The organism is Lactiplantibacillus garii (genome assembly GCF_003885105.1).
Taxonomy (GTDB): Bacteria; Bacillota; Bacilli; order Lactobacillales; family Lactobacillaceae; genus Lactiplantibacillus; species Lactiplantibacillus garii.
The window spans coordinates 17,830-30,622 of sequence record NZ_QWZQ01000020.1 but is presented as its reverse complement, the minus strand read 5'-3'; the positions used below and the strand labels follow the sequence as shown (position 1 = coordinate 30,622).

The 12,793-nt window shown below is 51.3% G+C and carries 11 protein-coding genes; 2 read left to right on the top strand and 9 right to left on the bottom strand.

The window, feature by feature from the left end; all coding sequences use genetic code 11:
- Positions 1–81: 81 nt before the first annotated feature.
- The 8 genes from D1831_RS07310 to D1831_RS07280 all read right to left on the bottom strand — a co-directional run bounded on the left by D1831_RS07310 (position 82) and on the right by D1831_RS07280 (position 9,557).
- The gene (locus D1831_RS07310; protein WP_125072278.1) at positions 82–1,857 is read right to left on the bottom strand and encodes an SLC13 family permease; all 1,776 of its coding nucleotides are present in this window, start codon (positions 1,855–1,857) and stop codon (positions 82–84) included.
- A 301-nt stretch (positions 1,858–2,158) separates the two neighbouring features.
- A complete protein-coding gene (locus tag D1831_RS14370; RefSeq protein ID WP_158610644.1) occupies positions 2,159–2,299 on the bottom strand; it encodes a hypothetical protein in 141 nt (46 codons plus the stop codon).
- 101 nt (positions 2,300–2,400) lie between these two features.
- Positions 2,401–2,859, bottom strand: a complete 459-nt coding sequence (locus D1831_RS07305) for a hypothetical protein (protein ID WP_125072277.1) — start codon at positions 2,857–2,859, stop codon at positions 2,401–2,403.
- A 578-nt stretch (positions 2,860–3,437) separates the two neighbouring features.
- On the bottom strand, positions 3,438–5,180 hold the full coding sequence (locus tag D1831_RS07300; protein ID WP_125072276.1) for an aryl-sulfate sulfotransferase: 1,743 nt from the start codon (positions 5,178–5,180) through the stop codon (positions 3,438–3,440).
- Between the two features lie 26 nt (positions 5,181–5,206).
- Positions 5,207–6,160 (bottom strand): DHH family phosphoesterase, encoded by a 954-nt coding sequence (locus D1831_RS07295; protein ID WP_125072275.1) that lies wholly within the window; start codon positions 6,158–6,160, stop codon positions 5,207–5,209.
- Positions 6,150–6,773 (bottom strand): adenylyl-sulfate kinase, encoded by a 624-nt coding sequence (cysC, locus tag D1831_RS07290; protein ID WP_125072274.1) that lies wholly within the window; start codon positions 6,771–6,773, stop codon positions 6,150–6,152. Before cysC ends, D1831_RS07295 begins: the two co-directional genes overlap by 11 nt.
- Positions 6,770–7,945, bottom strand: coding sequence for a sulfate adenylyltransferase (sat, locus tag D1831_RS07285; RefSeq protein ID WP_125072273.1), 1,176 nt, complete (start codon positions 7,943–7,945; stop codon positions 6,770–6,772). Before sat ends, cysC begins: the two co-directional genes overlap by 4 nt.
- Positions 7,923–9,557, bottom strand: coding sequence for a sulfotransferase family protein (locus D1831_RS07280; RefSeq protein WP_125072272.1), 1,635 nt, complete (start codon positions 9,555–9,557; stop codon positions 7,923–7,925). The genes sat and D1831_RS07280 overlap by 23 nt, the downstream gene beginning before the upstream one ends.
- Before the next feature lie 504 nt (positions 9,558–10,061).
- On the opposite strand from D1831_RS07280, the gene D1831_RS07275 reads away from it, so the two are divergent.
- Both D1831_RS07275 and D1831_RS07270 read left to right on the top strand, forming a co-directional pair.
- Positions 10,062–10,358 carry a type II toxin-antitoxin system RelB/DinJ family antitoxin gene (locus D1831_RS07275; protein ID WP_225422817.1) on the top strand — a complete coding sequence of 99 codons (297 nt, stop codon included), beginning with the start codon at positions 10,062–10,064 and terminating at the stop codon, positions 10,356–10,358.
- A gap of 34 nt (positions 10,359–10,392) precedes the next feature.
- A complete protein-coding gene (locus tag D1831_RS07270; protein ID WP_263853678.1) occupies positions 10,393–10,629 on the top strand; it encodes a type II toxin-antitoxin system RelE/ParE family toxin in 237 nt (78 codons plus the stop codon).
- A 236-nt stretch (positions 10,630–10,865) separates the two neighbouring features.
- Here D1831_RS07270 and D1831_RS07265 read toward each other — a convergent pair whose 3' ends face one another.
- Positions 10,866–12,770: a CDP-glycerol glycerophosphotransferase family protein gene (locus tag D1831_RS07265; RefSeq protein ID WP_125072270.1), complete on the bottom strand. Its 1,905-nt coding sequence runs from the start codon at positions 12,768–12,770 to the stop codon at positions 10,866–10,868.
- Positions 12,771–12,793: the final 23 nt, after the last annotated feature.

Below are 12,793 nucleotides of genomic sequence, written 5' to 3'. Positions count from 1 at the left end.
TTTCCGAGTTCTTGAACATCCAGCGTGCCCGTTTCACGGTGAACCGGCCCTTCTTAGCTCAACGGCACAACGTAGGCGCCGTTAAATCACCATATAGTAGTAGTACGTCACGAAAACGCAGATCACCATACAGATCAAATTCAGCGGGATACCGACCTTGAAGTAGTCGGTAAACTTGTAGTGCCCCGGGCCGTAAACGATCAGGTTGGTTTGGTAGCCAATCGGCGTCGAGAAATCGGCGGTGGCCGCGATGGTGATCAGCATCACCAGCATCATCACCGGCAAATCTTCTAACTTCGCCGCCGAAACGACGATTGGAAACATCAGTGACAGCGCCGCCGCGTTGGACAGGATCGCCGTTAGGAAGTTGGTAATAAAATAGATCAAGAACATGTAGATCAACGGCGACGCGTTGCCGGCCACCGCCACTAACGATTTGGCGATAAACTTGTCGGCGCCAACGTTGGACATCGCGAGTCCCAGGCCGTAACTGCTGGCGACTAAGAACAGCACGTTCATGTCAACGGCTTTGACGATGTCGCTGACTGAAACACACTTAGTCACAAACAGGATCACGCAGCTGGCCGCTAAGCCGACAAACAGGTCAAACACGTTCAGCGTTGACAACAAGATGGTCGCCACTAACAAGACAATCGGTAGAAAGTCCTTGTACGTGTGCTGCCGGGGCTGCATTTCCTGCACGTTAAACACGTGGAGGTCCTTTAAGTTATCCATTTCGTCCGCTTCGTTAGTGGTGATCACGACCAGGTTATCACCGCCCTTAAGCTTAATGCGGCCAATTTGGCCCTTTAAGTTGACGGTGTTGCGGTGAATCGCCACCACCACGCTGCCAAACACGTTCCGGAACCGCGCCGATTTAACGGTTTGGTTGACCAAACTAGACGTGTCGGGGATCGTGACTTCCAGTAAGCGGGCGTGTTCGTTGGTGACGTCGTCCATGTTAATTTTTTCGGTACTGGGGATCAGCCCCTTAATTTGGATCAAATCGTTAATACTGTCGACCGCGCCGGTGAAGTACAACCGGTCGCCAAGCCGCAGCACCGTGCCATCCGTGACCGGAATGATCGACTCACCGCGCCGGTTGATGGCCACTAAAAACGAGCTGGTCAGGTTGCGCAGTTTGGCGGCGACCACGGTCTGGTTAAGGTGCTCAAAATCCGGTCCAATCGACATTTCAATCAGGTAATCGTTCGGTGCGGCCACCACGTCGTCCACCGAACTGCCGTGGTAGGTCGGCAACAAGCGGTAGCCAATCGTCAGCAGGTATACCAGGCCGACGATCGTGATGGGAATCCCCACGATGGCCAGGTCAAAGGTGCCAAATTTTTTCAAGTCGTACTTGGACAACAACCCCTGGGCAACCAGGTTAGTGGACGTCCCGAGCACCGTTAACAGGCCGCTTAAAATCGTGGCATAGGATAACGGGATCAAAAACTTGGAGACCGCCAGTCCCTTTTGTTTACACCAGCGCTGGATCATCGGCGTCAGCGTCGACACGATTGGCGTGTTGTTCATAAACGGTGAGATCACGCTCACGCTGGCAAGCAGGCGGAACAGTGACTTTTTTTCATGGTTACCGGCACCGAGCACCCGGTTAAACAGGCGGGTGATCACGTTACTTTTGGCGATGGCGTAAGCCACGATGTACATTAAGGCGATCGTGGCCAACCCGTCGTTGGCAAACCCGGCCAAAGCGTCACTGGGTGACAGAATACCGACAAACATTAGAAACGCCAGCGCGCAGAGAATGACGGCGTTGGGCGTCGTGACTTCCATCGCCATTAAAACGAAGGAAACTAATAAGGTGAGTAAAACAATTGCAATTTCGAGGGTCATCGTCCACCGCTCCAATCTGGTTGATTTTTGCTGAAACGTGCTCCCCAATAGCGATCCCACCGGACGTTTTGCCCGCGTCGGTTTCGTTCAACATGGCAATAATTGTAAACTTCCAATGTGAACATAAATCCGACATGGTATGAAGTTCTTTGTTAAACCGCGACAATTTCGTGGTGACTTTTTGAAGATTTTGTACCCGGTAAATCCCGCCTCTACAAACTTAAAGGCCTCAATTGATCAAAAACGGGCACACCACTTGAACGGAGTGTCCGTTTTGACCTGCTATTTGTTTTAATAAGCGTCACCAGCAAGCATCAGGGTTGGCTTTTTTCACGACCATCATCAACAACCAAATGACCGCCACGACTTGTTGGGTCCACTTTTTAATCCAAACACCCACTAACCAAGATAAGCCGGTTAGTCCAACAAAGTTCCATTCCATTATTGATACTTATAAGTTGACCCTTTTGCGTCCACCAGTCCAGCAAAAAACCGGTGGCTCAACTTAAATTGAGTCACCGGTTCCCTTTAAATATTTAAGTTCTACTTAACTTTCCCAGCGTGCAGCGTTGTGGGCTTAGTCCATTTATGGGCACCTTTATAGTGTAGTTTCATGATCAACCGATGACCTTTTTTCGTTAGAATCATCCGATCAGCCCCCGTGAAGAAACGATTTTTAACTTGCTTTTTGGTAGCTGCAAAATAATATTTATGATGCCCAGTCACTTTGTAGCGAACTGGACCATTATAGGTATTTACCCTATTCAGCATCGCGTGTTCCCACTTGCCCTTTACTTTGCCCAATAACTGAGCATCCTGGTACTTTTTGGTATAACGGTACTGCACGGTCGTTTTATTTTTCTTAATCGTTTGGTGCCAATACCCGCGAACGGTTTTTGGAAAACTACCGTGATGCCAAGTTGCTGCATCAGCGGTCGTTGCGCCGGCTAGTCCACAAGTTAATGCTAGCAGTAATAACAAGCTTGAAATTAATTTTTTCATGATTTCCTCCTAGAATACCAACCCTGTTAGTTGAAAAATTCAGTAGTCTTAACATTCATTTAAAACACATATCCCCCCACAATGCGTCTTGATTCTTGCAAATCACATTTAAGACGAAAACATCAATAACTGCTGTCTTATTCAATCATGAAAATTATATCACACGTCAGCCATAAATAATTTTATCATTAAACAACATTCACGGAATAGCTACGTGCTTAGATTCATCAATTAGCATCTACCTTTAATACGGGCACAAAGCTTTAAAGCGCATAAATAACCAGAATTCTTTTTATCGATTAATAAAAGATTATTAACGGCCAGTAATCGAACGGCTATCATTTTACGTTTAGCAAATAATCGTCACTTGGTCGTAATTAACACGGTTTTTTTGTTCTTATACGTACAGTTGGGCATTTTGAAAACTTTAACAGATTAAAAAGAATGGTCACAAAAAATCTAAAAAACAATTTTTTGTGACCATTCTTTTTTACTGGCCGAGAGTTTTATCCCAGTCTTCATTCAATTTTTTTACCACGGTTGGTTTAAACCATCAAATTTAATAAGGTATGTGGTCCCTATTCATTGATCCCGTAACTATGCTTCGTCGGGTACAACGAGAAGCGTTCGGCGCGGTAGACGTAGCCGCCACTGCCTAAGTTCGATAATTCGACGTTGTAAACCTGTTTCTTGGTCTTGGTATCATACTCGATAATGTTGGCCGACTTACCGTTGTTGAGCCAACCGAAGTCGATCAAGCGGTTGGTTTTGCTCAAATAGCGGTTCGAACCAATAATGTTGGCAAAGTTGCTCTTACCTAACGATTTACCGTAACTGCCGACCTGCGAGATTGTCTTGGTCTTTTCGTTAATGTGGTATTCCACACCTTCCGAATACTTACCAGACGAGGCTTCCAGTGACTTCTTAGTCGTCCCGACCGCCACGTTGTTATTAAAGATCAGCAGGTTCAGCGAACCGGATTTACCCAGCGTCGTCGGGTCGACGATGGCGGCGTGTTGCCCGCCCGGCCAGGAGATCTTGCCGCTGGCCTTTAGCAGGTACTTGCGGTAAGACTTCGGCCAAGCCGAGGTCGGTTTGCTGGAGAGGATCCACTTGATCTTTTCGGTCTTGTAATCGATCTTCATGACCAGGTTCTGGTTCCGGCTGGAAATAATCAAACTCTTATCGGTCTTATCATAGTAGACCGAATTCTGGTGGAACCAGTCCTTCTTGCCCATGTATTTATTGGAACTGGTGGCGTTGTACTTAGTATAAAATTTCGAAGGCAGGATGTTCTTCATGTTAATGACCTTGGTAATTTTCCCGGTCTTGTGGGAGATCACGATCATCGTATCCTCGACGTAGGTCCGACCGCCGTCCGAAACGGTGGCAATCAGGTCACCGTTTGGCAATTCGGTCACGTCGTGGTGGACTTGGTTATGGTTCTGCTTTTTAGAACCCTTGGCCTTGCCCCAGGCTTTATGGTTGAACTTATAAGTTTTATAAACTTTACCAGTGTAATCCATTTCAACCAACTCGTCGAAGTAGGAATTACTACTGTTGGACTTGGTCCAGATCAACAAATGCCCGTTATTTAACTGTTTAAAAATGTGCGACGTCGGTTTGGTCGTGTACCAGCGGATGTTCCCGTCGGCGTCCAGCCCAAAGGTAAAGTTCTTAGACTGGTTTTTACCGGAGATCGTTGTCCGCACCATGAAGGTCAGCTTGGCGTTCCCGGTCCCCACGACCATCTTTTTCTTGTTAGCCGTCTTCACGTTGATTTTGATACTGCTGAGCGACGTCGGTAACTTGGCCGTCTTTAAATGGATCGTTTTATTAACGACCTTGCCACTCTTATAGGTCACCTTAATTTTAACCGTGTTGTTGTAACCGGCGTATAAGCCCAGCACGGTCAAATTGTGACTAGTCGTGTACTTATTAACACTATTCGAGATCGAAGTCTTACTACTCTTGCCGACCACCGTGTAACTGACCTTCGCCGCGGAACTGGTCTTAAAGATCACCTTCGCGGACAACGGTGAAGTTCCGTACGGGTTCACCTTGGTATACATGTTATTAACGGTGTAACTGCTACTCTTAGCCGTCTTTTTCAAAGCCGCCGTCGTACTCGACTGGGCTTTAACCTCGGTCTTCACTAACCGGGTATTGATATCCTTTTTGACGGCACTGTCCGAGCGCACCTTGCTGCTCGTGGTCGTCGTCGAAGTGGTTGATTGACCGTAACGCTGGTAGCCAAAAAAGCCCCCAACCGCGATCAACACCACCACGACAAGCGCGATGAGCCAGTTTCGTTTACGCATCGCCCCGTCACCCCTTTTCATTTTAATTAAAGTTGTTTCTTAAGTTCAGTCTGCATGGTCGCAATCACGTCGGCAACCACCCCGGCGTCCGCCACAAACGCCCCGCTGGCTAACGCGTGACCGCCACCGTTAAAGGCTTTGGCCACCCCGTCAACCGGCAGGTGTTTAGACCGGAAATGAACCCGGTAAGTCCCTTGCGGCGTCGCGACAAAAATCAGCCAGACCTTGACGTTGGTCAAATTGCCCGGCAGCGGCACGATCGCGTCGGTCTCGTCGTACGGCACGCCCAGCGTCCGTAACACCGTCTGCGACAGCGTGACGTGGGCCAGCCCCAACGCGTCCACGTTCAGGTGGCTCAGCACGTAGCCGTAGAGTTTGCTCAACTTCGGGGTCAGGTCCATTTCGTGATGGCTGATGGTCGCGATATCGATGCCGTAAGCGGCCAACTCGGCGGCCGTCGCGAGGGTCTTAGCCGAAGTTTCCGGGGTTGAAAACCGGACCGTGTCGCCAAGAATCCCGGCGTACAGTTTGGCGGCGATACTGGTCGTCATGGTCAGCTCCGCCGGGTGCGCGGCAAACAGGTCGTACACCATTTCGGCACAACTGCTGTAGCGGTCGTCGACCCAGTTCAACTGCCCGTACGGGTCGCGGTTAGGATGGTGGTCGATTTTGATGATAAAGGCGTCGTCCGGCAAATTGCCGGCTAAGCGGCCGTGGTTGGCACAGTCGACCGTGATCACCAAATCGCCGGTTTGCGGCGTGACCAGTTCGGGCGCGCCGACCCCGATCCAAGTCAAATGGCCCGGCACCACCCCGACCGGCAAGACCTGCTTACTGGGAAAGGCCGTTTTTAACAGCTGCACCAATCCCAGTTGCGAGCCGATCGCGTCGGGGTCGGGATTGGTATGACGGTAAACGAGGATCCGGTCAGCCCGCTGAATGTTTTGCAGGATCGCCGTTAATAAGCCGTTACTCTTCATCGGCAGTCACGGCCGGAACGATCCCGTGTTCACGCAAATAGGTCATGACTTGGGCCACCGAGGCTTCCAACGGCTGGGCGGACGTATCCAGCGTGATCTCCGGTTTTTCCGGGGCCTCGTACGGCGCGTCGATGCCGGTAAAACCGGTGATCTCACCGCGCCGCGCCTTAGCGTAGAGCTGCTTCACGTCGCGCTGTTCACACACGGCTAGCGGCGTATCCACGAACACTTCGATAAATTCATCGGCGTCCAGCAGGGCGCGCACCTGGTCGCGGTCGGCCCGGTACGGTGAAATGAAGGCCGTCAGCGTGATCGTGCCGGCGTCGACGAACAACTTCGCCACCTCACCGATTCGGCGAATGTTTTCCGTCCGATCCGCCGCGGAGAAGCCGAGGTTTTTGTTTAACCCAAAGCGCATGTTATCACCGTCAAGCACGTAACTGGTGACCTGCTGTTCGTAGAGGGCCCGTTCGACCGCGTTGGCGACCGTCGACTTGCCCGAACCGGATAACCCGGTAAACCAGAGGACCGCGCTCTTGTGGTTCAATAAGGTTTGGCGCTGCTGCTTGGTCACCTGCGACGCGTGCCAGGTAATGTTGTCGGATTTGATCATGCGTGCACCTCCGCTTCGCGTTTGCGTTTAAGTCCGTCGATCAAGACTTGGGCCACTTCTGGGCGGGAAACTTCCTTCGGCGGAACGGTTCCTTCGGCCAGCATCTTGCGGACCTTAGTCCCACTAAGTGAAATGTGGTCACTCGCTGGGTGCGGGCAGGTCTTCTGGGTCGCCATCGACCCGCACTTTTTGCAGTAAAAGGCGTTGTCGAACTTGAAGAAGTGCATCCCGAGTTCACTTTGAACCGCGGTGATCAATTCCTGGGCTTCGTAGGTGCCGTAGTAGTCTCCCACCCCGGCGTGGTCGCGACCCACAATAAAGTCGGTACAGCCGTAATTTTTGCGGACAATGGCGTGCAGGATGGCTTCCTTAGGGCCGGCGTAACGCATCGCGGCCGGGTAGATTACTAAGCGGACCCGGTCTTTCGGGTAGTAATACTTCAGGATCGTTTTGTAGCTTTCCATACGAACGTCGGCCGGAATGTCGTCGGCCTTAGTTTCACCAACCAGCGGGTTCAAAAACAGCCCGTCAACGTTTTCCAACGCCAACTTTTGGATGTACTCGTGGGCCCGGTGAATGGGGTTACGCGTTTGGAAGCCGACGATGGTTTTCCAGCCGAGGTCGTGAAAGAGCTTGCGGGTCTCGATGGGTTCCATGTAGTAGTCGCTAAATTCACCGTGGCTCGGCTTTTTGAGCAACTTGATGGCACCCCCGAGGTAAACGTCGCCGTTTTCAAATAACCGTTTGACCCCCGGGTGGGCTAAGTCGGTCGTCCCGTAGACGTTTTGCGCCTCTAACTGCTTATCGGGAACAAACTTATCCTCAACCACCATTGTACCGTAGATGACCCCGGATTGGTCCTTCAAAGCAATCGTTGAATTGAGTTCAATGGCCGCGGCCTGCTCCTTAGTGACCGGCAGCGTGATGGGAATGCTCCAGAGAACGCCGCTCATTAAGTGCATGTTTTTGACGACTGCGTGGTAGTCGTCGCTGGTCATAAAACCGGTCAGCGGGCTAAAGCCCCCGATCCCGATCAATTCCAAATCGGAGAGGTTCCAAGCGTTGATCGTCAAACTGGGTAACTGGGCCGCCGCTTGAGCGGTCGTTTCACTAAAGTCTTCTAAGTTAATGAGTTGACCCCCGTGGGCCTTAATTCCGTATACTGTTTGCATATTGATCACCTTTCGTCGTTAAAATTTTATCGGCATTTAAATTAATAAAGTGGTTCAGCGTGGACTGGGCCGTCGCGTCCTGGCTGGCGTTGCGGCACAGTTCCGTGAGGATGGTCGCCGTTTCGTGCCAGTCCAGCGTTGCCCGCAGTTGCAAGGCCTCATCGGACTGCGTATCGGGCGCTAGTTCGGTGGTCGTCGGGGTCGCGGCCACGAACGCGGCCAGCTGTTCACTCGTCAGCGGTTGGTCCAGCTGATCGGCCATCACCACTAAGTACGGCGGCGTTTGGACCGCCTTAAGCGTCCGGACGAGGCGCTGTACTTGGACCCGCAGAACGTCGTCGTCCGTCACCGTTGTCAGGTCGGGCACGATCACCACGTTATGGGTATCGGCGCCCAGTTCGGCACTGACGGTCGTTAACATTTCCACGATGTCGGCGTTAAGCACGTCGCCCACGCCCCAGCGGCTTTTCTGTTTGGCATTTTTACGCAGGTAGTTGTTCAGGGTCTGCTTCGCTTCCACGACCGCGTAGTCCTTTGGGTACGTGGCAACGTCGAGCTGGTGCGCCGCTAATTGTTCGGCCAGTTGCGTCGCCACGGCGTGCGCTTTGCCACTCGGCCCGTCCATTTCGACCCGGTTTTGCGCCAGGAGTTCATTGACGGTGTCAACGGCGGCCTGGTCCGGACCAAACACGAAGAAGGTCTTGCTGTTGATCTTCGCGTTAAAGTCGCGGTACAGCGCCCCGTAACGTTTTAAGTAGTCCTGCATCAAGTCGTCGATGCGTTGTTGAAACTCGGTCGAACCGAAGAAGTCCGGGTCGGCCGCGGCTTGACGCCCTAACAGGTACAACGCCTTAACGTCCTTAGGAACGTCCGGGCGGGCTTCGAAGTCGGCCAAACTTTCGCGGCTATCGCTGTGTTGCAAGTTGGGGTCGATAAAATCTTCCAGCTGGGCTTGCAGCAGCCCCTCGTCTTCCGGCCACGGCAGGTCAAACTTGGTGGCGATCCGTTTTAAGGTCGGCATGGTTTGTTCAAAGAGGTCCTCATAAGTCACCAGGATCCGCGACTGCGGCTGGGTGTCCTTTAGGGATAACAACGTGCGCACTTGCCACTGGCGCATCGCCAGCGTGGTGTCGCGGTGCCAAGCCCGAGAATTGGAGTTGACCACGTCCAGCGGGTTGCGCAACAGGATCACTTCGGCGGGTTGGACGTTGATGTCGGCCAAAACGTGTTGCCAAAGCTGCACGTAATCGTTCATCCGCGGATCCTTAATGACCAGCGTCGCCTGGTCGGCAAAGAAATTTTGTAAGTAACTCGTGAGCGCCGCCCGGTCATTTTTAATGGCGGGGCGATCGTAGTATCCCGGCGCGGCCGGTCGGTAACGGATCTTGCTCCCGAGTGATTTGTGGATTTTGATGACGTCCTTATTTTCAAAGTAACCTTTCGGGTTGATCCGTTTGCTGGGTGCGAGCAGGTTGTCGGTGCCCAGCGACACGCCCATCAAATTAATGCACTTGGTCATCACGGAAGTTCCGGAACGGCCACTGCCTAGAACTAACACTGCTTGTTTGGGTTGTTGGCGACTAAACAGGCGTTGCCATAAATTTTGACTCATACAGATCATCCTTCACTTCTTATTTTGATAAATGGGACTAACTTCTGGGTTCACAAATTATCCTACCAAGAAGATTGTTCAAACCAATTGCCGTAAATGGAAAAAGGTATGACCTTTCTATGAACACCGCGTCACTTAGCCAGTGTAGCCGTCGAAACGGCGGGGTTTAAACTGAACCCTTTTACTGAAAACCGCATAATTTATGAACATGCTAAGAAGCCTGACAATTCACCATTCGTCGCCAGTGAAAACGAGTTCAGGGCGGAAATCGTTGGGCGACCAGTCAACGACACTAACCAATCAAAAAAGTTGGCCCGGTTTCCCCGTTAACCAAGCACGTTCAAAATAAAATCAGGCCTCCGATTCAATTGGTGGCCCTCCCCGCTTGCACATTTAGCTAGACATTGGGTGTTTATCAAGAGCATTTAAGGCTTAACAATGTTAAATGACGATAGGTTAACTGGTGACTTGATGCCAGTCATAATTGTTAGGAAGTGAATTGATTTGAAAAATAACGTTAAAGATCAACCAATGATTAAAAGAAAGTTAAGTGTGAACGTCCTAGAATCCGATCGTGATGCCGCTAGCCATTTATTTAAAGCACTTGGTATGGATATGACAACGGCGATTAATCTATTTTTAAAACAAAGCATTGCCGAAAACGGCTTACCGTTTCGACCACAATTAGTCAATGATACTGCGAAGGCCGTCTACGCAGCACGGACCGGTCAAGTTCAACACTTTGACCATGAAGCGGACTGGCAGGCAAGTGTTCTCAATGAACTCAAAAATAACGATTGATCAACCCCCAACCTTCCGTCGGGATTTAAAACGAATGGTCAAAAAGAAAAATCGTTCAGTTCAAAAAGTCTTTGACACGGTCCACGCTTTAATCATTCAGGATAAAGATTTATTACGAACAAAATATCGAGACCACCCGTTAAAGGGAAAATATCGGGATTTTCGCGAGTTACACTTAGAAAGTGACTGGTTATTAATGTGCCGTTTCACTAATGAACACTTACAACTTGTCCTGGTCCGTACCGGAACGCATGATGAACTATTCAATTAACCAGTAGCTATTGGGAACTAATTGGCGGTCTTTTTCTATAACATGAAGGTCACGCAAAAGATCAACATTGTAGAAACTATAGCGCCCGTACTTTAAGCCCCATTCGGCTTTGCGCTCACCTAAAGTGCTGCCATCTCAAGCAAAAAAGTGCCAAATTCCGAATTGGAATTTGGCACTTTTTTCATGTTGAGGTTCACAAATAAAGTTTCTTAGGAGCCACTCATGACTTAATTTAATCAGTGATTTTTCTCCGGCTGCGCCTTTTTGCCCCAATCGGGGATCACCTTACCGTCTTCACTGAGTACCGTGCCGTTTTCGTCGGTCACCGGTTCGGTGTCGGCATCCGCAAAGTTGTTTTCGAGGGCGTCGACGAAGCGGGCCGTCGAATGGCCGTCCAGGTCGTCAAAAAAGAAGTTGACGAAGCCGTCCAGCTTAGCCTGGTTAACTTGCGGGTGTTGCAGCTGCTCGATCAGGTCGCCGGTATTTTCGGCCAACGACCCCGGGATGAAGTCGAAGTAGTTGAAGTAAAAACTCCGTGACTGCATGTAATCCGCGAGGTCCGGCGCAAAGAACACCATCGGCCGGTTGAGCAGCGCGTATTCGAAACAAACCGACGAATAATCGGTGATCAACTGGTCCGCGACCAGTAACAAGTCGTTGATCTCGCGGTAGTCCGAGACGTCGTAGTAAAAGTCGGCGTACTCGTACGGCAGCGTTGGCTTGTTCTGTACGAACGGGTGAATTTTCAGTAAGAACACGTAATCCTCGTGCAGCGCTTCGTAGATGGCCTTAAAATTCAGCATTTCAAACGGGTAGTAGGCCGACTGCTGGCCGTTCCCCCGGAAGGTCGGCGCAAACAGGATCACCTTTTTACCCTTGATGAACGGCAGGTCCGCTTCCAACCGTTCCCGGATGGTCCGCTGCTTCGCTTGGTCAAAAAAGACGTCGGTCCGCGGAATTCCGAGCGGCACGACCTTCTCGTCACTAATGCCAAAGCCCTCGGCATACTTGTCCGCGACGTTGTGGGAGGACACCAGTGCCTTGGTGTAGTTGCGGTGGTTTAACGACTGGATCTTGGGACCGCCGGGCATTCCCAAGCGGCTGTAGCCAAAGGTCTTAAAGGCCCCGACCGCGTGCCAGACTTGGATCAAATCGGCGTTTTCCCGGATGCGCAGCGGGTAGACCAGCGGGTAAAAGTCGTCTAAGATCACGTAGCGACTCGTTGCCAGGGCCTTGGCCAGCGTCCGCACTTCCTTCCAGGATTTCTTGGCCTTGATGCTCGGTTTTAAGTAAAACGCGATCTTAAAATCGGTGTGCCGGCGTTTTAATTCCTGGTAAATAAACTCAAAGTTCCCGGAAATCGTGACCCGGCTATCCGATACGAACGCGATCTGCTTGGAACGAACCGGGCGTAAGCAATACCACCGGTACCACCACTGCAAGGCCCGGCGTTTCACGGCCCGCATCGCCGCGCTGTCCATGCCGGTATCCTCACTGAACTCGTTTTCCAGCGGGTTCACGTCGCTAAGCTTGTAGGACGTGACGCTGAGGGCCTGCGACGCCAAACTGTAGCGGAAGATCAGGCTGTACGACTTGTTGCTCTTCGCCGCGTAGCTGGTCATCTTGGTCGTATAGTTTAAGTCACGTTCGGCGTCCTGGATCAGGCCCAGGCTCGTGCGCCGGATCAACCAGCCCTTGTCTAAGTACTGTTTAAGCTGCAGCATCACCTTATACGTCCCGGGGACCAGCGGCTTGCCGTCACTGATGGTCGAAAAATTGACGTTGCCGCGGTAGCCGGCCTGCGGAAAGTCCGCTTGCTGGCTCGCCTGGTTCACGAGTGGAACTTCGATCTCCTGGCCCGGTTCACCCACCAAGATCAAACTTTTCACAATCTTTTCGGCGTCTTTTTCCGGGTACTTTTCAAACCAGGCCCGCCCTTCAATCACCAAGTACGAACTGTTAAAGTCCAACTTGGTCACGGAACGTTTGATCAGCGATTCCGCGTCCTGGTCGAGCCGGGGTTCGTTCAAAAAGTCGGCACGGTTTTCCGCCGCGTCCGGTGGTACCGCCTGGTTGGTCATGGCATTGCGCCGGCGTCCGTAGACGATCCGGCGCGCGATCCTTTTTAGTCGTTGTAACATACAGATAACTCCCCGCTTTTTAT